Source organism: Enterococcus sp. AZ071 (assembly GCF_050499065.1).
Taxonomy (GTDB): domain Bacteria; phylum Bacillota; class Bacilli; order Lactobacillales; family Enterococcaceae; genus Enterococcus_A; species Enterococcus_A ferrettii.
On sequence record NZ_JBIPAS010000001.1, the window covers coordinates 3,835,454 to 3,856,397 of the forward strand.

Below are 20,944 nucleotides of genomic sequence, written 5' to 3' on the forward strand. Positions count from 1 at the left end.
TTCCTCTTTTTCTATGCGATTTGTTTTCGTTCAAAGCGCTGATAAATCCAGCTGGCTAGTCCGCCAAATAGTAGTGGACCGACAATTAAAGTTAAGAAATTCAGATAATTCCCTACCTTCAATGGTTCATAGACCTGAAAAGCAATGGCTAAAAAGATACAGGCACAAACACTTAAGGAAAGAGTATAATTGATCTTCTTTCGCCGAATCAGCAGCTCGTCAGGCTGAACCATGCCCTTTCGCAGAAAGAAGGGAAAGCTCATAGCAACGATAAAGTAAGGCAGTGCCCGAGAGACATTCGTCATGTATGTTAGCTGATTAAACAAATCAGCCACAAAGAAATGGTTCATTGAAAGAACTGAAATACATACAGCCAACAGCAGCGACTGAACCCATAAAGCTTTCGCAGGCATCTGCTGCTTGTTTAAACGTGTCAATTTTTGCGGCCAAAGCTCCTTGGGTGTACCTTGAATCAAGCTTTTCAGCGGACCATAAATAATTGATGACAGCAGGCTGATATAAGAAACAAACATAGTAAAGGCTGTATACCGAATATAAAATTGATGCAACAGCTGACTTTGATTGCTGTTCAACTGCAAAGCCTCACCTAAAGAATGAGCTGTACTCCCAATCAAACCATACATCAGATTACCTAAATGCATTTGGTCGCCGCTCCTCAGCTGCTCCAAATTAGCTGCAGCGCTCCATAAGATAATTCCACCAAAATATAGTAAAAAGATCAGACCAGCACTGTAAACAATCGCTTTAGGAAAACGAGTTCGGCTTTTTTTCGTGCGATCAGCCAAGCTGGCAACGGTGTCCAAACCGCCAAATGCAGTGATTGAAAAGATAAAAAAAGGCAGCTGGGATAAAAAATGTTCATTGGTCCCCGCAAAAAAACTAGGAGCATGCAGGCTTTGCAAAATATTTGCCGCTACCTGATTTGGTTGCAGCAAAATCAACGTCAGATTGCTGCATAAGGACAACAAAAGCAAGCCAATCATGGCATAACTGCTAAGCTTCAGAAAGGATAAAATCGTCTGAAAGCCGCGATTAATTAAGCTTGTTAATAGAAAGACTGCTAAAACTGCAAAGAAGGCCAACCATATTTGCGGCGGCAATCCCAGCCAGTCGATTTTTCCAGTCAAGTCCTGACCAAAAAGTAAAAGAGACAACGGAATCAGCAGTTTCATAAATAAGCTGATCATCCAGATAAAATAGCTGCAGTACCATAAAAAGGCGGTAACAAAAGCCGCTTTGGGCGAGAGAGAATCCTTCAGCCAATCATAAATCGATCCAGAGCGCTGCGCGTATTTTTTTGTATATTGTGCAACAATTAAGGCATAAGGAATAAAATAGCAGGCAGCGCTAATAAAAAACCAGATTAGTGAACGGCTTCCTAACATAAAGAAGGCTGTTGCCATACTAGAGAAGGAATAAACCGTTGTTGTAATAATCAAAATCAAGTTCGGCAGGGAAACATTCTTCTGCATTTTTTCACGCACCTTTCTTAAACTTCTGGTATGATGATACTGAATCATTGCCTCTATAATAGTGAAATGAATAACAAACTACAAGTGGTTAAAGAAAATATAGGGAATTGGAGTAGTTATGATGGAGTCACTCAAAGAATGGGTAACAGCTTATCGTGAAAAGTGGGGATGTGACTTCCTTGGGATCGCCATGAATGCAGCAGCGGAAGATGCTCCGAAGGAAATACGCTGGATGCAGGTTGCCGGAAATCGCAGTGAAGCCTACAAAAATATTCGTTTGCAGGTTGGTCGAGGAATTGCAGGGATGGTTTGGAAAACGGCCCGAACCCAGCTGGATGAACATATTTTTCAGCAGCCGGATAAGCTGGTGGAGTATCCAATCGCCCGAACAGAAAAGCTGCAGACGGCTTTAGCTGTACCCGTTATGCATCATAGCGAGGTAGAAGCTGTTTTAATGAGCGGGTATCGAACGGACCACTCATTTTCTTCTGTTGAAAGACAACAGCTGGAAACGGCTGCCGCAGAACTTAGCCAACGATTAAGGAAGTGAAAACCGATTGCTTCAGCTAAATGAAACACTATTTAACCATATCCAAGAAGCGATTTGGCTGGTGGATAAGAGCGACCAGCTGATCGCCAAAACACAAAAAGCTCAGGAAATTGAAACCAGCTACCAGTTTAAACTGCAATCTGTGTTGGAAATCAGTCGAGGACAGGGCTGTGCCTTGCATAGCACTAAAGATGAATGCTTAAACTGTCCGTTGGAAGGCAATGTTTCGCCGGCAGGCTTTCCTTTTGTCTTGTTGACTAAAAGCGGCAGGTCAGAGGAGTTTTGGGGCAGGGTGGACAGTACCGATGGACAACTAGTGCTGCAGGTTCAGAATCGGCCTGCTGATCAGAAGAAAGGCTCCTTGTTTGAATACTTAAACAATGTTCGTGAGCTAGAACGGAAGAAAATTGCCCAAAACCTGCACGATGGAATAGCTCAAAGCGTTTATAGCTTAATGTTGGAGACCCGAGGATTAAAATGGGCTGTTGACGAGGAAAAGCCGCAAAAAATGAAAGCCCTGGATCGACATTTTTCCGAGGTGTTGAATGAAATCAAGCATTTGGCTGGCGATCTTCGGCCGATGACAATTGATGAATTTGGCTTAATTCAAGCCCTGGAGCAGTTCATTGAACGCACGACTGAAATGACAGGTTTCGACATTGATCTAACAGTTAGTGGAAATAAGCAGCCGCTGACCGAGCCTGTTCGAATAGCTATCTACCGAATTATTCAAGAAGCGGTTTCCAACGCCATGAAGTATTCAGGGGAGAATATGATTTACTTAACGCTAGACTTTGCGAAAAATCAGCTAACTGTCCGAATCCAGGATGAGGGGGCAGGCTTCGATATGGCTCAGCAGGAGAGCGGTTTTGGACTAGTGAATATGCAGGAACGAGCATATTCGATCGGCAGCAATCTGGTCATTCATTCCCAACCCAATCAGGGAACAGTTATTCAGATGCAGGTACCGCTGAAGGAGGGGTAGAAAACGATGAGGATTTTAATCGCAGATGATCACGCCATGATCCGCAATGCACTGGCCTTTTTGATAAATGCGCAGCCGGATATGGAAGTAGTTGCCGATGCTGCTGACGGCCATGAAGTGTTTATGACCGTTGAAAGCAATGAAATAGATGTGGTTTTAATTGATATTAGTATGCCTCCGGGGGAAAATGGACTGCTGACTACAAAGCGTTTGAAGGAGTCCTTTCCCGATGTGAAGGTGATTGTTTTGACCATGCACGATGAGCGCTCCTATGTAAGGGAAGCATTAGAGGCTCAGGCGGACGGCTTTCTATTAAAAACGGCTAATGATGAAACGTTAATTGAAACGATTCGTGCAGTTTTTCAAGGGGAACGGTATTATGATGGTTATACGGAGCAAGCCCTGAGTGAAATTGCCTTAGAAAAGGAAGATCCGCTGTATGGCAGTCTATCCAAGCGGGAAAAAGAGATCCTGCCGCTGGTAGCTTTAGGTTATAACAACAAACAAATTGCCGAACGCTTATTTATTTCGGTGAAGACAGTCGAGGTCCACAAGGCCAATGTTCGCAAGAAGCTGCAACTGGAGAGCTATGCGAGCTTGCTTCAGTACAGCTTGAGACATCACTTAATTGATTTTTAGGAGGAGCAGCCATGAAGGGAATTGTATTTGTGTTGCATGGACGAAAAAATAAGCTTTCAACGGCTAATTTGGCTTTAATCGAAAAGATAGGCCCCCGCTTAACCTGTCCCTATGAAATTGGATTACTAGAGGGGGAGCAACAAACATTGGAGAATGCGATTCAATCTTTGCTGGCAAAACAGGTAGAAGAGATTATCTTTTTGCCGGTATTGCTGTTTCCAGCAACCCATGCGAAAGAAGATTTGCCGCAACGAGCAGCAAGGCAGCTAGAAGGAAAACGGACTTACCGCATTTTAGCTACCTTGGGAACTACTCAATCCGTCAATGATTACCTCATTCAGCAGGTAAAGCTATCTGCTCTGACTGGCGAGGTTCTCTTGATTGCTCATGGAACTCCTCATTATGAGGAGCCTTATTTGGAATTACAACAGCTGGCGGAAAAAGTTTCTCAGGCGACTGGCAAAGCGGTTTATCCAGCGCATTACCACGGGGAACACACGTACCAGGAAGTCCTTTTGCAACATTCAGAGCCTTTGATTATCCAGCGTTTATTTTTAACAGAAGGCTATTTAGCGAAGAAAATCAAAGATGAAATTCTGCAGGACCGAGGTTCGATTGATGATTTGCTGCCAACCTTGCAGGATCAGCCAGCTTTAGAAGCGGCAATTGTTGAACGATTAGAGGAAGTCGCATGTATCCAATCCTGATTAAGCTAAGTCGATTAGATATATTAGTGATTGGGGGCGGCAAAATTGCTACCCGCAAGATAAAAGGGCTGGTAGAAGAGGGCGGTCGCCCCGTTGTGGTTGCTGCCGAAGCAACAGATACGTTGGTAAATTTGGAAAAAGCTGGAAAAATTATTTTGCAGAGGCGCCCCTTTCAAGCAGGGGACACAAAAGGCTTTCAGCTGATTTTTATTTGTACCGACAATGAAGCAGTTAATCAACAGATTTTGCAGGAAACAACACCGCAGCAGCTAGTCAATGATACGACTAAGCAAAGTCGCAGCAACTTTTTCAACATGGCCCTTGTCAAAGAAGGTGACGTGGGGGTAGCCATTACCACTGGTGGTAAATCACCAGAGAAATCCAAAAAATTGAGAACAGCTGTACAAGCCTTCTTAAAGTCGTTAGCGAAAAGCTAGCGTCTTTTTTTTTGCAAAAAAACCAAATGAATTACAAAATCCGGCTGTTTTTGCAAATTTTTTCGATTTTTTTGATCAATAAATAGGGGATTCCCTAATACAAATAGTCCAGCTTTTCCTTTATTGTGAGGATATGAACAAACAATAAGCAGGTTGAGGTGGAAATGAATGAAAGAACGTTTAGTTGTTATCGGGAACGGGATGGCAGGTGTCCGAACCGTAGAGGAAATTTTGGATCGCGATCCCGAACGTTACGAAATTACGATTATCGGCAACGAAGAATATCCCAATTATAATCGTATTATGCTGTCAAATGTCTTGCAAAAGAAGATGACCGTTGATGAGATCATCACAAACCCTTTGGATTGGTATGAAGAAAATCATATTTTCCTGATTAACAACAATCCCGCAGTTGGTGTGGATACTGAAGCGAAAGCTGTTACAACTGAGTCTGGTGAAACTATTCCCTACGACAAATTGATTATAGCAACTGGCTCACATCCATTTATTCTGCCCATTCCTGGAGCGGATAAAGCAGGTGTCGTGGCATTTCGGACAATTGATGACACTGCTGAAATGCTGGCTGCGGCTGCAAAATACAAAAAAGCAGTTGTAATCGGTGGCGGCCTTTTAGGTTTGGAAGCAGCAAAGGGCTTGCAGGAGCAAGGCATGGATGTAACAGTTGTTCATTTAGCCAAATGGTTGATGGAAACGCAACTGGATGAAAAGGCTGGCAAGCTTTTGCAGGCTGAGCTGGAGGATCAAGGCTTGAAATTCTTGATGGAATACAGTACGCAAGAGATTTTAGGGGATCAGCGTGTAAGTGGAATGCGCTTTTCTAATGAGACTGAAATCGAAACCGATTTAATTGTCATGTCAATTGGGATTCGACCAGCAGTTGAGCTGGCTCGCGAAATCGGTCTAAAGGTTAATCGTGGGATTGTGGTTGATGATTACATGGCAACCAGTCTGCCGAATATTTACGGTGTGGGGGAATGTGTGGAGCACAACGGCACTTGCTATGGTTTAGTTGCCCCACTATTTGAACAAGGAAAAATTTTAGCAGATGTATTGACAGATCAGCCAGAGATTAAGGCATATCAAGGATCTAAAACCTTTACTTCGTTAAAGGTTTCCGGTGCAGATTTGTATTCAGCTGGGAATATCTTAAACACAGAAGGTATGGACAGCATCGAGGCCTTCGACAGTGCTTCCCGTAAATACAAAAAAATCTTCCTAAAAGACGGCAAGATTCAGGGGATTGTTCTATACGGCGATACAGATGATGGCAGTCGTTACTACAACATGATGAAAAAAGGGCAGACGATTGAAGAGTTGCAATCTATTGCCGTGCTGCAGGCAATTGGCGAAGGTGCTGGTATGGGTCAGGACATTCTTGAGTGGGAAGACGACGAAACTGTCTGTGGATGTAACGGGGTAGATAAAGGAACAATTTTACGCTCAATTCGTGAAAAAGGCTTATCTAGTGTTGCTGAAGTTGGGAAAGTAACTAAGGCTGGGACGTCTTGCGGAAAATGTAAGCCGCAGGTTCAAACCTTGCTGGAGTATGAATTAGGTGATGCTGTAACGACCGCTACTGGGATTTGTCCCTGTACCGATTTGAATCGGGATCAAGTCGTTACCCAAATCTATGCAAAGCACTTAACTAGTACACGTGAAGTGTTTGAAGCGTTGGAATGGCGCAATCCCGAGGGCTGTTCGAAATGCCGACCTGCGGTTAATTTCTACTTGAACGTTGCTTGGCCAGAAGAGCATGAAGACGAAAGAGATTCACGGGTTGCCAACGAACGGATGCATGCCAACATTCAAAAAGATGGCACTTTCTCAGTTGTACCAAGAATGCGCGGCGGACAGACCTCTCCTCAGCAGTTAATGAAGCTGGCTCAAGTTGCTGAACGCTACCAGGTACCCTTGGTAAAAGTAACGGGTTCTCAACGGATTGGTTTGTACGGTGTAAAAAAAGAGGATTTGCCAAAAATTTGGGAAGAGCTGGATATGGTTGCTGCTCAAGCCTACGGCAAAGTGTTCCGTTCGGTAAAGACCTGTGTTGGTCAAAGCTTCTGTCGCTTTGGTACTCAAAAAACAATGGAGCTGGGTGTTCGGATTGAAGAAAACTTCGAATACATTGATACACCCCATAAATTTAAAGTTGGCGTTTCAGGGTGTCCTCGAAGCTGTGTCGAATCAGCAGTGAAAGACTTCGGAATTATCGGGGTTGAGAATGGTTTCCAAATCATGATCGGCGGAAATGGCGGGACTGAATTGGTTGAAGCACAACACTTAGTGACGGCTGAGACGGAAGATGAAGTAGTCGATCTTTGCGGCGCAATGCTGCAATACTATCGAGAAACTGGTATTTACGGGGAACGTACAGCACCATGGGTAGAACGCATGGGCTTTGAAAACGTGAAGACGGTCTTGTTAGATGCTGAAAAACGTAAAGAGCTATGGGAAGGCTTAAACAAAGCCATTGCGGCCAAAGGACGCAAGGATGCCTGGGGACCAATCACCAAAGATGTTGATTTACGTGAGAAAATGTATACCATCGAAAAACCAGAACTAGTAGGAGCGGGTGAATAATATGCGCGTATTAGCCACTAAAAAATCAAAACTAATCCCTCGGGTTGGCCGCTCGGTCGTCCTGAAGGATCAAAAAATTGCTATTTTCCAAGTCACCGATGGGCGCATTTTTGCCATTGAAGACTACTGTCCATTGACTAAGGCACCTGTTTTAGAAGGGATCATTTCTGGTGAATACTTGTATGAGCCCATGCGAGAATACAAGATTTCGTTAGTGGATGGCGTCATTCAAGAGCCGGATGAAGGACAAGTGAGGGTTTATCCGGTTGAAGTGATTGACGATGATGTTTTTGTAGAGGTGTAGCGATGATCTCTTTTGTCGGAGCTGGACCTGGCGATATTGAATTGTTGACAGTTAAAGGGCAGCGGCTTTTGCAGGAAGCTGACGCGGTTATTTACGACCGTTTAGTCAATCCTTTGCTGCTGTTCCATTGTAAACAGACTTGTCAGTTCATTTATGTAGGAAAGACACCTTATCAAAACACCATGAAGCAAGAAGAAATTAACCGATGCTTAATTGAAAGTCATCAAAATTATCCACGAGTCGTCCGCTTGAAAGGCGGCGACTCAGTGATTTTTGGTCGTTTAACAGAAGAGCTGGAGGCCGTGGCTGCTGCCGAGATTAACTTTGAAGTGGTCCCAGGAATAACTTCTGCCAGCGGAGCTGCCGCTTATAGTGGGATTTCTCTGACTGAACGCGGCAAGGCACGCTCGGTAACCTTTATGACCGGTCATTTAAAGAATGACGATCAGCAGACCTTCCCAGTCTTTGGACAGGAGCAGACGATTTGTTTGTATATGGGAATGGGGGCATTGCCTGAATTTCTTGAACACTTGCAGAAGCAAGGCTTTCCAACCGACACTGATATTGCCGTAATTAGTTGGGGAACCTATGGCCGTCAGCAAAAAGTAGTGGGTGACTTTACCACGATTCAAACCAAAATAGCCCAAGCAGGAATGAAGAATCCAGCAATGGCGATCATTGGTGAATCGGTAAAGGCGGAAATAAAATTCAGCTGGTTTGACCAACTGCCGAGGTTTGGAGAACGACTGCTGCTGGTCGCCTCAAAAACACCAACCATAGAGGAGTTGATTTCCTTCACGAGTCAAGGTGCCGATATTTGGTGGCATCAGGTGGGCGAGCAGCGAGATCGGCGCTTTGACGAAATCAGCGAACGTTATTTGTCAGAGCAATCCTTTCGCCAAGTATTGTTCATTGATGAACAAGCAAAAGCTGTTTACGAAAATTGAACAAAAGAAGTGATACAAAAAAGCCAAGAAAATAGATGTTAAAAAATAATTAGTAGGAGTGTTTTGCATGTCATTATCACCAAAAGAGTTAGTGGATGAAGCGATTGCTCGCGGAAAAGCCAAGGCAAATTACAGCTTTCTAACAACGGCAGTATTAGGAATTATGGCGGGTGTATTTATTGGACTAGCCGGCGTAGCAATGATTCGCACGATGGGGTCGATGCCAAAAGAGTGGGGAACCTTCGTCAATTTAATGGGTGCATTAATTTTTCCCTTTGGACTTATTTGTCTATTGCTGGTTGGTGGTGAACTGGTCACTGGCAATATGTTGGCGGTTAGCATGGCATTGTATGCAAAGGAAATTACGATAAAGCAATGGGCGCGTAATATGTTTTTGGTTACGCTGTTTAATTTAGTAGGTGCAGTAGCAGTAGCGATTTTCTTCGGCTATTTTTCCAACACGCTGCAGGGGCCGTTTGTAGAACGCACGATAGCAGTTGCACAGGGACGAACAGCGGATGCACCACTGCAGGCCTTTTTATCAGGAATTGCCTGCAATATTTTAGTTTGTACGGGTGTTTACATGAATATGGCTGCTCGTGATTTTGTTGGAAAAATGTTTGGTACCTTGCTGCCAGTCGCCGGTTTTGTCATTGCTGGCTATCAACACGTGGTAGCGAATATGTTTTTAATTGCCGCAGGGATCTTAGCTGGCGGAGCAACCATCGGCGAATTTGCTCAAAACATGGTATTTGTATGGACCGGTAATCTAGTCGGTGGTGGAGTCATTTTGGCCGGCATGTACTTTTTAGCTTTCAAAGTAGGCATGAAGCCTGCTGGGAAAGAGTTGGAAAACAAAGACAGCTCATCTATAATCGTAGAAGAATAATGAAGATAGAGGGAAAATAATGAAGACCTTAAGAGTAGGCACGCGGAAAAGTCCATTAGCCATGCGCCAAACGCAGCTGGTAGTTGATCAATTGAAAAAAATCTGTCCTTTAGAAATTGAGATTGTCGGACTTTCTACTAAAGGAGATCGGATGCAGCATGCCCCTTTAACCCAGATTGGTGGAAAAGGTGTTTTTGTTAAGGAAGTTGAATATCAGCTGCAGCAAAAGACGATTGATTTTGCTGTACATAGCTTAAAGGACTTACCGGCGCGTCTGCCTGAGGATCTAGTTTTAGCAGCAACGCCTAAACGGGCTATGCCTTATGATTGCCTGATTTTGACAGAGCCAACGGGGCTAACTGCTAAGGACGAAATCATTATTGGTACCAGCAGCATTCGACGTAATAAGCAAATCAGCAGACTTTATCCCCATGCAAAAATAGTACCTATTCGCGGAAAAATTGAAACCAGACTGAAAAAAATGGTCACTGAGAACATGGATGGAACTGTTTTGGCCTGTGCTGGTTTGGAGCGTATGAATTATTTTGATCAGCTGCCGGCCTATCGGATTCTTTCTCCAGCTGAATGTGTGCCGGCAGTGGGACAAGGAATTTTAGGTGTTGAATGTCGCAAGGAGGATGTTGAGCTGCAGCAGCTGTTGGCTCAGGTCAGTGACCCTGACACGCATTTAGCTGCAGAGGCTGAACGCTATTTTTTGCGCCAGATGGATGGCAATTGCGAAATTCCGATTGGCGCTTTTGCGAATCGATTATCGAAGGACTGGGAATTTTATGGTTTTTTGGCAGAGGATTTAGAAGCTGAAGGTGCTAGGATTCGATTGACAGGAGGCGATCCGCTATCTTTAGCCAAGCAAGCAATCAAGGAGCTGGTCCCCAGCAAACAATACTGCTGACACGTGCAGAAGGTTTGAATGAAGCCGATCAGGCATTTTTTGAAGCAATTGGTTATCGGACAATGGTGCTGCCGTTAACTTCGATTCAGATCTTGCCGTTAACAGAGAAGGCCTTGACGCAGCTTCATTTGAGCAGCTGGCTATTTTTTACTAGTCAGGCAGCGGTTCCGCAGGTTTTATCCCAGGCATTGCCTGATGTCAATATAGCAGTGATTGGGAAGAAAACAGCAGAGGCTGTTCGGAGGATGGGGTTTGAACCAGCCTTTGTCAGCTCTAAGGAAACCAAGCGAGGGATGTTGCAGGAGTGGATGGCGTTGTATCCAAAGCAAACCACTATCTTTTATCCTAAAAGTCAGCTGGCAGATAATCTGCTGGAACAAATGCTTGAAGACACCTATCAGGTATACAGCTTTGTCGCCTATGAAAACCTGTTTTTACCAGACAACCAGTTAAAGCTGGATCATCTGTTAAAAGAAGCAGCAATCCAAAGCGTTTATCTTACCAGCCCTTCTGCATGGCAACGGTTTTATTCAGTTTATCAACGCTACTATTTGCCGATGGAACTGGTTGTGATTGGTGAAACTACCAAAAAGGCGCTTGAAAAAACTGGCTGTAAAGCACTATTGATAGAAGAATGTACATCAGTAAAATAAAACGGACAAATCTGGCCAGTCTAAAGGCTTCGATTTGTCCGTTTTGTTTTAGCTGACTGCGGGTGTTTCCTCATTCGTTGCTTGAATCTTTTGCAAAATCATACGAGAGAAGGGACCCACAAACAATAATTGCAACGGCAACGCTGCGATAACGTTCATTTTCCAAGCTGTTAAATAGTCGGAAAATAAATGATTAGTCAATCCAATTTCCATCATTACGCCAAATAAAGACATGAAGGTAACCATCCCAATTACCATTAGGGAGGAAATGGCAATAATGGCCTGCCATTTCTTTTCCCGATTGATCGGCAGCTTAAAGGCAAGCTTCTTGGCATAAACGCCTACTACGAAAACATCCAAAATGAAAGCAACCACAAATCCTGGGACTAAACCAGTGAGCAAAGCAGCTAGTGTAAAGCTTTGGTGAATCAGCAGGTTGTACGCACTCATTCCCAAAACCATTAAAAAGCACATCAGTGTAGTAAAAATAGTTCCTTCTTTTTTGTTCGTTGGCAAATAAATCCACTCCTTTTTTTAAATCTAGTTTTTACCATAGCACATTTGAAAATTTCATGTAAGTTTTATTTTTGTTTTTCCTTTAATTGGCAATGATTAGACACTTATCATTTACAATCATATCTTTTTAGAAAATTTAAGGAATTTGATAAGATGGGTGGATAGATAATAATCGCTGTAATTAAGGAGGAAAAAAATGAAAAAGCCGAGTTTTAAAATAATTTATTTTTTTATGACAATTGTAATAATACTTTCAAATTTGATGCCATTAACCGTAATCGCTGAGACACTGTCATCTGATGATGTTGTCCGGTTGAATGAGTTTAAAGTAGATGCGCTCTCAGAAGGACAAGTAAATGGGGAATTAAAGCTAGAGGTGAAAAACGATCAATCGTCCGCAAATGAGACGATTTTGACTTTCGATGAAGGGGTGACCATCGATGAAGCAGTGATTGCACCGGATGATGGAAACGTTGTGGCTGAAATGGCCGACATGCCCTCTATTCTTTCGCAAATCCAGCCTGAAGCAACCACTTCTTCCAGCGATGGATTAACTGAATCCCCTCTTCAGCCAATGGAAGCAACAAATATTACAGGAAATCAACTTCGCCTTGTCACAAAGCCCAATGTACATAGCAGCCCGGTTCTTCGTATAAAGCTAACTGTCAATCCGACCGATAAAAAAGAATTTTCTGTAATGACTGGGCAACAGCGTGTAACAGCAGAAATTGCACAGTCTGCCGCTAGTGAGGAATCGACTAGTTCCAGCCAAGTGGAAACGTCAGAAACCAGCAGCAGTGAAGCAACGTCGACGGAAGAATCAACAACCAAAGAATCAACGACTAAAGAATCCACTGTAAAAGAATCAACGACTAGTACTAGTCAATCAACCAAGGAATCCGAAACAATAGCTACTACCGAATCAACGAGTGAAGCTCCTGCTAAACGTGCTGTGGCACCTTTACGCGAGGCTGCAAACATTAAGGATCTAATTGATCAATATTCTCCTGGTGATCGCTTTATTACCAATGTTGAAGCAGACATTCCTAATCCAGCAAAAATTTCAGATCCTAGCAGCCTGCACATTGACTTTGCTATTCCAGAAACCGTTCGTACACAACTGCAAATTGGTGATTATTACGAAGTACCGCTGCCACAAGGATTGAATGTTTCTTCATTAATTGCAGATCAAAACTTGGTGGACCCCAACGATCCAAGCATTATTTGGGGGAAATATACGATTGATCCTGCGAGTAAAACAATCCGGATTGTTTTAACTGACACCAGCGGCGGAACAACGGGTACCTTTGAACCATTTCAAACGGGTGAGATTGATTTTTCTACTCGCTTTGATCAGCAAGTGATTACAAAGCCAGGAAACAATCAAATTATTTATCCTAGCGAATATAATTTGCCGCCGTTAACATTGATGATTCAACCAACTACGAGTACTTCTGTTTCGAAAGCAGGTACTTTTGATAAACAAGTTAATCCAGAACAAATCATCTGGTCAGTCGATGTAAATAAGGATTTGTCTTCCTTGGCATCACCAACCTTGGCGGAAACATTTCCAGCAAACACAACCTATGAATCCGCACAGGTATTTCCGCTGGAAGTAAATTTCAATGGAGAAGTAACCTCAGTTAGCAATACAGCACTGAATCCGAATCAGTACGAAATAGATAGTAACGGGAACATTACGTTTTCAGGTACCATTGATCAAGCCTATCGGGTGATTTATACTACGCGGATTATTGATGCGGCTAAACCATCGGAAGGTGGAAACCCAACCTTCACAAACAATGCAACCTTCAATAACTTGCCAGCCAGTGCAACGGTAACTGCCAATTATGGCAAGCGAGTTGAAAAAGTTCAAGACAATTATTCAGCAGCTAATCAAGAATATACTTGGACAATTCGTTATAATTACGGGCAAAAAGAAATTGCCGCAGGAACGACTGTAACCGATACGTTTTCCAATAATATGGATATTCAAGCAGAGGATGTTCAGCCCTATTACGTATCAATCGCAGATAATGGCGCTATCTCTCGAGGGATGCCAGTGTCACCGGATGCGTATACAGTCGCTATCACACCAGGGACACCCAAAAATACAATGACCGTTACTTTCAATGATAGAGTTCAGCAAAATCAGGCAATTAATATTGAATACACATCGAAAGTGAACACAATTGTTTCTGGAGAAAAAGATCCAGTCATTACCAATAGTGCAGAAACCGGTGGGATTACGACTACACCGAATATAACACCGCCAACGCAGCAGGCTGTCATCAAGAATCAACCAACGGTAGAAGTCGGATCTAAAATTGCGAAATGGTCTGTGGACATTAACCGCAATGGCTATCAGCTAAATAATGCAGTGTTTACTGATAAACTAGATCAATCTGAAAAGGGGTATGTGTCGTATCCTTACTATCAACAAGGTGGACAGGATGTAACCGGGATTCGGATCTTTGATACCACAGACAACCAGGAATTGACAGGCCGCACATTGATAGATGGAGCACCTCAAGGCAATGTCAGCAATCCTGATTTTGAAATTAATATTGTTACCAGCAATGGCGCAGGTAATGAAGGGCAAGGCGATCCTTACAGTGAGTTTACCGTTCGCTTTTTGAATAATTATCAAACGACCAATCACACGTTCAGTATGGAGTATCAAACAAAATACAATCAATTTTCCGGAACAAATCCGCCATCTCCACAACGATTAGTGTACAACAACGGAATTGAGCTGGATTGGACAGACGAGAATAATACCAGTCACCATTCTGAGTCGAATAATGGTTTTGAAACCAGTACGCAGGAAGCCAACAAAGGAGAAAAATCCGGCAGCTACAATCCAGTGACAAAAGAAATTACCTGGACGATTGTTGCCAATTATAACAATGCGCAAGTTGAGAACTTCCTCTTCAATGATCCAATTACAGGGAATCAAGTTTATATCAAGGACTCATTGAATATTACTCGAGGAACAATTGATGATTCCAATGGACAATTTGTAGCAACCCAAACTCCTGAGTATCAAGGAGAACAAAAGGATCAAGGCTATATAGATTTCACAGAGCCAGAAAAATATTTTTCTGGTGGGACGATTACTGATCCTGCAGGTGCCGCTAATGAATTGAATATTTCTGTTGGGGATGCGCAGCAAGCAATCCCTGGCTGGAATACAGCAGGTGCACCTCGTGTGTATCAGATTCAGTTTAAAACGACCCTGAAAGGTCAAATTATTCAAGACCAAAGTACGTATACCAATATCGCCAATATATCCATTGAGGGCGTTACTGAGAATTTGCCAGCTTCCATTTCCATTCGCTACAATCAGGAGACAGTGAATAAATCAGTTAACTACGATGCCGATACCAATGAAATCAACTGGGGATTATGGATTAACCGAAATCAATCCTTGCTGGTTCAACCAACAATTACTGATACACCGTCTAGTAATCAAATCATTGATCCTGATTCGGTAGAAATTCACTTGGGTGAAGTAGCAGCTGATGGAACAGTGAATGAAACAAACCAAACGTTAGTTAAGGGAACAGACTATACCGTTGATATCACAACGGATAACACGACAGGGCAGCAGCAAATGGTGGTGGCCTTCTCTGAGAATTATTTGGAGGCTGGTCAAAGTCAAAAAGGTTTCATCGAGAAGCCATATCATTTGACCTACAGTACCAAACCTAATTTCACTACTGCCTCTGAGCAAGTAAGCAACTCAGTGAATGTTTCTACGAAAGAAGGGGTGATTCCACGTCCCGGGACTGAAACATCCACGCAAGTTCAAATTTCTGACACTAGCGGAACAGCGATTGGGCAAAAGGGCAGCGTAACAATTCGTAAGACAAATGGCCAAGGGGCTGTCTTAGCGGGAGCGAAGCTTACCCTAACACGAGTATTCGATAATCCAACTATTGCGGAACAACCATTGTATGAGCTGACGACTGATCAAACCGGCCGGGCTACTTTTGGAAACTTGGTTTATACCAATACCAATCCAACCAACGGCTTCCACTATATTTTGAAGGAAGTTGAAGCACCCGACGGTTATACGATTAGTGATGAACTGATAAATGGAATCGAGCTGGTTGTAAATCAAGATTCCTCTGCGTCGAATGCAGTAGAGACAATTGAGAACCAACCAGTGTCTGTTACCTTTAATAAAGTTGATGCAGCAAATCAGGCTCTTTCTGGCGGATTGTTTAGCTTAGAGAAACAAAATGCTGATGGGAATTACGAAATCTATGGGGAGCCTTTTGCAGCTGACAGCGCTGGGACAACCTTGACGAACCTGATTGATGGAACTTATCGTCTGTTTGAGATCCTCCCACCAACAGATACTGCTGGGAATCTGCAATACCTGTTCAATCGCACACGACTGACCTTTGAAGTTAGTCCTGCAGCCAATGGCCAACGGCAGGTACTGGTTAACGGAAATGCGACGGATACCTTGACGCTTAGAAATTATCGCTGAAGTGCTGAACTTTACAAGCAGAATGAGGCAAGCGTACCTGTCCAAGGCGCCAATTTCTCGGTTCAATGGGCACCGTTTAATTCCAATGATTTTACGGATTATCAACCTGGAACCATTTATACGACCAATGCACAAGGAAAATTAGAATTGACTGACTTGATTCCGGGAAAATATCGTGTGAAAGAAACAGCCGCACCAAACGGCTACTTTGTGAATAACCGCTTGTTTAATTTTGCGATTAACCAAGATGGAACGAATGGGGCGCCAGCGGCAGTTCAACTGAATACAGCAAGCAATCCATTAGTTGACTATCTCGGCAATGCTCGTTTTAGAAAAGTGGATGGCAGTGTGTTTGCAGAACCCGGAGAAGAAAAACCGCTGGCAGGAGCTGTATTCCAGCTGTACGAAGCTGATGGAACAACAGAAGTCGGCAGTCCGGTTACCTCTGGACAAGATGGCTACTTTATTTTTGAAAACCTGCAGGCGGGTCAAGAATACCGGATTCGTGAAGTGACTCCGCCAACGGGCTTTATCCGTAATCAAACTGAAATTCGCTTTACTATGCCAACATCAGACAGCAGCTCGCCAACCTTTATCACGAACCAAGGTGAAAAACTGGTTTACGATGAAACGACTGCTTTTAAAAATTACAAGGAACATGTTCGTTTTAGAAAACTAGCACAAGATCGCATCAGTGAAGATGTTACGAAACCATTGGCTGGAGCAAAATATTCCTTAGAAGTTCAAAACAATGGTCAATGGGAAGCAGTCGCTAACCCAGAACAATTGGGAGCAGATCCTGAGGGGCATTTTGTCTCAGCAGAAGATGGGTACGTTCGAGCAATGGAATTAAGCCCTGGCAGCTATCGCTTTGTCGAAGCAGAAGCACCGACTGGCTATATTCGAAATACAAAAGCCATTGCTTTCAGTGTTCCAGCGGGTGGAATTGGTGATCCAGGTATTTTGGATATTGATATCACAGGCGATGAGAACACTAACTTTAAGGGTGCTGCACAATTAGTTAAGATCAATGAAGCGAATGCCCCCGTAGCTGGAGCAGACTTCGAAATCTATACTGAAGCAGATCAAAAAGTCGCAGATGCCACAAGCAATGCTGACGGTGAAGTTTATGTAGAAGCGTTAGCACCAGGAAACTATTACTTTAAAGAAGTTCGTACGAATAATAATGACTATCTTGTAAATGAAACGCAGATTCCATTTACGATTGCAGCCGAATCCTCCGGTCAACCAGCAATTGTAGAGGACAATGAGCAAGGACCGCTTTCACTAACCAACTACTTAGGATCAGCAGAATTAGTGAAATATGCAGCAGATGGAACAACGGTATTGCCGAATGCTGAATTTGAAATTTTAGATGAAGCTGGTGAGTCTGTCCAACCGAATACGACATTTGCGACCGATGCAGCAGGAACGGTACGAATTGATAAGCTAGCACCAGGAAACTATCAGTTTGTAGAAGTGAATGCACCGGATGGTTACATTCTCAATACAACACACGTCCCATTCACTATTTCAGATGCAGCTCTGGGGCAGCCTGAAGTAGTGAAAACAAATGATGCAGGTGATCTTGAACTGTTGAATTACAAAGGCTCTGCTCGAATGATCAAGCAAAATGAAGCCGGGAATCCGTTAGTGGGTGCAAAATTCAGCCTAGAGCAGCAAACTGCTGATGGCTGGAGCCCTGTTGAAGCTTATGAGGGTGAAGCTAATTGGATGGAATCAGTAGAAGATGGGTCAGTAACGGCCGAAAACCTAAGTCCGGGAACGTATCGTTTTGTGGAAGAACAAGCGCCGGCGAATTATTTGTTGAACACGGAAGATTTACCGGCCTTTGAAATTGTGGCGAAAAATGCCGGTGAACCAGAGACAGTCACGACCTTCCTTGATGAAAGTGGACAGTCCCAAACACTGACAGCTGCCAACTATCAAGGAACTGCTCAAATTCAAAAATATGCTGAAGAGAATGGTAGCGAAATCGTCGTTCCGGGGGCAATTTTTGAAGTGATTGATGCAGAGGGGAATTCAGTTGCTTCTGGGATCGAAAGCCAAAGCGACGGAATTGCCACAGCTGAAAATCTAGCTCCGGGAACGTACCGTTTCAAGGAAGTTCAAGCGGCTCCAGGGTATGTCTTGAACGAAACACCTTCTGATCCCTTTACAATTGCAGATAATGCTCAAGGCAAGCCAGCAATTGTTCAGGTAGGCAAGTTCATTAACTTCAAAGGAACGATTCAATTGAAAAAGGTGAATGCAGATGACAAAGCATTGGCCAATGCTTCCTTTGATCTTTGGAAAGTTGCTAATGGAAAAGAAACAAAGGTAACTGAGAGAGTTTCTGATACTGAAGGCCTGATCAAGATCACGGCTTTAGAACCCGGCGATTATGAGCTGCGGGAAACGAAGGCACCAGCCGGCTATATTGTCAACACTGAACCAATTGATTTTACGATTGCTTCTAAAGCAGCAGAGCAAAAGGTTCAGGATTTAGGTAAATTCACTAACTATAAGCAGGAAATACGCTTAGTGAAACAAAATCAAGCGGGTCGTCCACTTAAGGATGCCGAATTCCAGCTGCAAAGTCGTCAAGGCAATCAAGTGCCCGATAGCGGCAAGCTGGTTTCCAACAGTCAAGGGGAAGTAGAATTGAAGGATCTGGCTCCTGGCGACTATCAATTGGTTGAGACCAAAGCACCAACTGGTTATATTCGTGAGACGAAACCGTTGGAATTCACAATTAAGGCGCAACAGGCTGGTCAACCTAAGGTGTTAGATCTAGGCAAATGGACGAACTACCAAGGCCAAGTTCGCTTGACGAAGGTGAATGACGATGGGGAAAAATTAAAAGGTGCGGTATTCCAGCTGCTAGATGAAAAGCAGGAAATTTCGGAATTGGCCTTAGATACCAATGCTCAAGGGGAAATTAGCCTAGAGTCACTGGCACCAGGTACCTACTATTTCAAAGAATTAATCGCACCAAATGGTTATCAAAAGAGCGATCAGCTGCACAAGTTTGTGATTCCTGCAAAAGCAGAGGGCAAACCTAAAACAGTAGAAACGACGGTAACCAATGAAAAAGTTCCGGCACCAAAAACACCAGCTTCACCAAACGGCACAAATGGAACAACAGGAAGTCACTATCCGCAAACGAATGATCAAAATTCACCAATCTTATGGTTGGTGGGCATTCTAATCGTAGTGAGTGCCGGAGTTGGATTCTGGTTGAAGCGTAAGAATATGCACTAAATGATGAACACCCGCTAACAAAGGTTGGCGGGTGTTTTAGTTTGTAGTTAAAAAGATCACCACGTTAGATAGAATTAAACCCAGAACGCCCATCTTACATCGAATTTATCAATAAAACGAACAGTACAAGAACTAAAATCCGTAGGCTGCAGGGGTTCAATTGTGGTACTGCCTTCTTTTATGATGGTGTAGGCTTTTTTCAGTGCGGCTTCATCATCAAACTGAACAGACAGCTGATATCCTCCCGATTTTGAGAAGCCATCATTGTTTCCAAAATCGTTCACCATTAACAATTCATTATGAATCATTATCTCGGCATGAACCACAAGTGACTGATCTGAATCCTCCATCAGGGTCTGAACCGTCGCACCAAATGCTTGTTTATACAGCTTGATTGCCTGCTTGCACTCTCCATTAAAGTAAATATGGGTTACTAACAATAACATTCCTCCTTAAAAATAAAAAAATACACTTTTTGTAAACGATTTATAAATTATATCATAGGGGAAATTTGAATAATAGTGGATATGCAGGGCAATTGACAATCCCACTGAATAGAACTAACTTCCTTCGAAATCCATTCGTATTTTTTTCAAAATTGTTATTTCTAGTAAAGGCTTTCGTGATACACTGCAAGTAACAAAGAAAAGAAGTGAGGCGAAAAAGGATGAATGTCATTGTAATAGGACCAAAAGGCAAAATGGGACGCTTGATTACGCAAATTGCTGCTGAACGAGAGGATATGAAGCTGGTTGGCGGCGTTGGTCCCGCAGGTCGGGATTATATTGGTCAGGATTTAGGCAGTGTGGCTGGAGTCGGCTATCCGCTGAACGTTTCGGTAGTAGATCAGCTAGAAGAGATCATTGATACATGCGATGTGTTGATTGATTTTTCAACAAAAGAAATGGCGCTAGAGGTTCTGCAAAAAGCAGTCGATCATAAAAAAGCTTTCGTTTGTGGAACTACCGGCTTCTCCCCAGAGGAAATGCAGAAATTTCAGGAAGCCAGTCAGCAGATTCCGGTTCTGTATGCAGCCAACACTTCAAAGCTGGTGAATGTTATGAATCGTTTGCTGAAAATCGCAGCTGCTGCGATTGGCAACGAAACCGACATTGAGATCATCGAAATGCATGACCGTTGGAAGAAGGATGCTCCAAGCGGTACCTCCAAGGAAATGGGGGAGGTGCTCGCCGAAGCAATGGGACGTGAGCTTGCTGATGTAGCCGTGTTTGGCCGTGAAGGTGAAAGCCTGCGAGAGGAAAATACGATTGGGTACCACTCATTGCGTATGGGAGACACTCCCAGCAGTCACATCGTTACTTTTGGCGGGTTTGGTGAGCGCTTAGAAATTAGCCATCATAGTTATAATTTTCAATGCTTTGCCAGTGGCGCCTGTGATTGTGCGGTTTTTCTAGCAGATCAAGCCCCCGGTTATTACACCGTTAAGGATGCGATCAAATTTTAATAAAAGCGAGCCTCTTTTGAGAGCGCTCGTTTTTTTCTTCATTTATTATAGTCCTAAAGTAATTTTCAATAGAAAACGAT

17 protein-coding genes and 1 pseudogene are annotated in these 20,944 nt (G+C 43.3%); 15 read left to right on the forward strand and 3 right to left on the reverse strand.

Annotation, left to right across the window (positions count from 1 at the left end; translation table 11 throughout):
- Positions 1 to 11 precede the first annotated feature (11 nt).
- Complete coding sequence (locus IGI49_RS18530; RefSeq protein ID WP_429962904.1) at positions 12 to 1,493, reverse strand: amino acid permease; 1,482 nt, start codon at positions 1,491 to 1,493, stop codon at positions 12 to 14.
- 121 nt (positions 1,494 to 1,614) lie between these two features.
- Between IGI49_RS18530 and IGI49_RS18535 the strand changes: the two genes are divergently transcribed.
- The 11 genes from IGI49_RS18535 (at position 1,615) to IGI49_RS18585 (ending at position 11,118) form a co-directional block, all read left to right on the forward strand.
- Positions 1,615 to 2,043, forward strand: coding sequence for a GAF domain-containing protein (locus IGI49_RS18535; protein WP_429962905.1), 429 nt, complete (start codon positions 1,615 to 1,617; stop codon positions 2,041 to 2,043).
- A gap of 7 nt (positions 2,044 to 2,050) precedes the next feature.
- Complete coding sequence (locus IGI49_RS18540; protein WP_429962906.1) at positions 2,051 to 3,028, forward strand: sensor histidine kinase; 978 nt, start codon at positions 2,051 to 2,053, stop codon at positions 3,026 to 3,028.
- A 6-nt stretch (positions 3,029 to 3,034) separates the two neighbouring features.
- Complete coding sequence (locus IGI49_RS18545) at positions 3,035 to 3,667, forward strand: response regulator transcription factor (RefSeq protein WP_207701505.1); 633 nt, start codon at positions 3,035 to 3,037, stop codon at positions 3,665 to 3,667.
- Positions 3,668 to 3,678: 11 nt separating this feature from the next.
- Complete coding sequence (locus tag IGI49_RS18550; protein ID WP_207701506.1) at positions 3,679 to 4,374, forward strand: sirohydrochlorin chelatase; 696 nt, start codon at positions 3,679 to 3,681, stop codon at positions 4,372 to 4,374.
- A complete protein-coding gene (locus tag IGI49_RS18555) occupies positions 4,359 to 4,811 on the forward strand; it encodes a precorrin-2 dehydrogenase/sirohydrochlorin ferrochelatase family protein (protein WP_207701507.1) in 453 nt (150 codons plus the stop codon). The genes IGI49_RS18550 and IGI49_RS18555 overlap by 16 nt, the downstream gene beginning before the upstream one ends.
- A 168-nt stretch (positions 4,812 to 4,979) precedes the next feature.
- On the forward strand, positions 4,980 to 7,412 hold the full coding sequence (nirB, locus tag IGI49_RS18560) for a nitrite reductase large subunit NirB (RefSeq protein WP_429962907.1): 2,433 nt from the start codon (positions 4,980 to 4,982) through the stop codon (positions 7,410 to 7,412).
- Position 7,413: 1 nt separating this feature from the next.
- Entirely contained in the window at positions 7,414 to 7,716 is a 303-nt protein-coding gene (locus tag IGI49_RS18565) for a nitrite reductase (NAD(P)H) small subunit (protein ID WP_207701509.1), read from the forward strand.
- Positions 7,717 to 7,718: 2 nt separating this feature from the next.
- On the forward strand, positions 7,719 to 8,663 hold the full coding sequence (cobA, locus tag IGI49_RS18570; RefSeq protein WP_429962908.1) for a uroporphyrinogen-III C-methyltransferase: 945 nt from the start codon (positions 7,719 to 7,721) through the stop codon (positions 8,661 to 8,663).
- 67 nt (positions 8,664 to 8,730) lie between these two features.
- Entirely contained in the window at positions 8,731 to 9,552 is an 822-nt protein-coding gene (locus IGI49_RS18575; RefSeq protein WP_207701511.1) for a formate/nitrite transporter family protein, read from the forward strand.
- 19 nt (positions 9,553 to 9,571) lie between these two features.
- The gene (hemC, locus tag IGI49_RS18580) at positions 9,572 to 10,465 is read left to right on the forward strand and encodes a hydroxymethylbilane synthase (RefSeq protein WP_429962909.1); all 894 of its coding nucleotides are present in this window, start codon (positions 9,572 to 9,574) and stop codon (positions 10,463 to 10,465) included.
- Positions 10,466 to 10,479: 14 nt separating this feature from the next.
- A complete protein-coding gene (locus tag IGI49_RS18585; RefSeq protein WP_429962910.1) occupies positions 10,480 to 11,118 on the forward strand; it encodes a uroporphyrinogen-III synthase in 639 nt (212 codons plus the stop codon).
- Between the two features lie 48 nt (positions 11,119 to 11,166).
- Here IGI49_RS18585 and IGI49_RS18590 read toward each other — a convergent pair whose 3' ends face one another.
- Positions 11,167 to 11,634 carry a DUF2798 domain-containing protein gene (locus tag IGI49_RS18590; protein WP_429962911.1) on the reverse strand — a complete coding sequence of 156 codons (468 nt, stop codon included), beginning with the start codon at positions 11,632 to 11,634 and terminating at the stop codon, positions 11,167 to 11,169.
- 196 nt (positions 11,635 to 11,830) lie between these two features.
- On the opposite strand from IGI49_RS18590, the gene IGI49_RS18595 reads away from it, so the two are divergent.
- The 3 genes and pseudogenes from IGI49_RS18595 to IGI49_RS18605 all read left to right on the forward strand — a co-directional run bounded on the left by IGI49_RS18595 (position 11,831) and on the right by IGI49_RS18605 (position 19,399).
- Positions 11,831 to 16,135, forward strand: coding sequence for a collagen binding domain-containing protein (locus tag IGI49_RS18595; protein ID WP_429962912.1), 4,305 nt, complete (start codon positions 11,831 to 11,833; stop codon positions 16,133 to 16,135).
- 18 nt (positions 16,136 to 16,153) lie between these two features.
- Positions 16,154 to 16,699, forward strand: a pseudogene (locus tag IGI49_RS18600) (MSCRAMM family protein); the annotation flags it as partial.
- On the forward strand, positions 16,697 to 19,399 hold the full coding sequence (locus tag IGI49_RS18605; protein WP_429964942.1) for a SpaA isopeptide-forming pilin-related protein: 2,703 nt from the start codon (positions 16,697 to 16,699) through the stop codon (positions 19,397 to 19,399). The pseudogene IGI49_RS18600 and the gene IGI49_RS18605, both read left to right, overlap by 3 nt.
- 74 nt (positions 19,400 to 19,473) lie before the next feature.
- Here the strand turns inward: IGI49_RS18605 and IGI49_RS18610 are convergent, their stop codons facing one another.
- Positions 19,474 to 19,839, reverse strand: a complete 366-nt coding sequence (locus IGI49_RS18610; RefSeq protein WP_429962913.1) for a VOC family protein — start codon at positions 19,837 to 19,839, stop codon at positions 19,474 to 19,476.
- A 227-nt stretch (positions 19,840 to 20,066) separates the two neighbouring features.
- Between IGI49_RS18610 and dapB the strand changes: the two genes are divergently transcribed.
- Positions 20,067 to 20,864 (forward strand): 4-hydroxy-tetrahydrodipicolinate reductase, encoded by a 798-nt coding sequence (dapB, locus tag IGI49_RS18615; protein WP_429962914.1) that lies wholly within the window; start codon positions 20,067 to 20,069, stop codon positions 20,862 to 20,864.
- Positions 20,865 to 20,944: the final 80 nt, after the last annotated feature.

Coding starts and splice junctions, on each gene's coding strand:
- IGI49_RS18545 (WP_207701505.1), top strand. CDS start 3,035: ATGAGGATTTTAATCGCAGATGATCACGCCATGATCCGCAATGCACTG.
- IGI49_RS18565 (WP_207701509.1), top strand. CDS start 7,414: ATGCGCGTATTAGCCACTAAAAAATCAAAACTAATCCCTCGGGTTGGC.
- hemC (WP_429962909.1), top strand. CDS start 9,572: ATGAAGACCTTAAGAGTAGGCACGCGGAAAAGTCCATTAGCCATGCGC.
- nirB (WP_429962907.1), top strand. CDS start 4,980: ATGAAAGAACGTTTAGTTGTTATCGGGAACGGGATGGCAGGTGTCCGA.
- IGI49_RS18530 (WP_429962904.1), bottom strand. CDS start 1,493: ATGCAGAAGAATGTTTCCCTGCCGAACTTGATTTTGATTATTACAACA.
- dapB (WP_429962914.1), top strand. CDS start 20,067: ATGAATGTCATTGTAATAGGACCAAAAGGCAAAATGGGACGCTTGATT.
- cobA (WP_429962908.1), top strand. CDS start 7,719: ATGATCTCTTTTGTCGGAGCTGGACCTGGCGATATTGAATTGTTGACA.
- IGI49_RS18595 (WP_429962912.1), top strand. CDS start 11,831: ATGAAAAAGCCGAGTTTTAAAATAATTTATTTTTTTATGACAATTGTA.
- IGI49_RS18535 (WP_429962905.1), top strand. CDS start 1,615: ATGGAGTCACTCAAAGAATGGGTAACAGCTTATCGTGAAAAGTGGGGA.
- IGI49_RS18550 (WP_207701506.1), top strand. CDS start 3,679: ATGAAGGGAATTGTATTTGTGTTGCATGGACGAAAAAATAAGCTTTCA.
- IGI49_RS18575 (WP_207701511.1), top strand. CDS start 8,731: ATGTCATTATCACCAAAAGAGTTAGTGGATGAAGCGATTGCTCGCGGA.
- IGI49_RS18605 (WP_429964942.1), top strand. CDS start 16,697: ATGCCAACATCAGACAGCAGCTCGCCAACCTTTATCACGAACCAAGGT.
- IGI49_RS18555 (WP_207701507.1), top strand. CDS start 4,359: ATGTATCCAATCCTGATTAAGCTAAGTCGATTAGATATATTAGTGATT.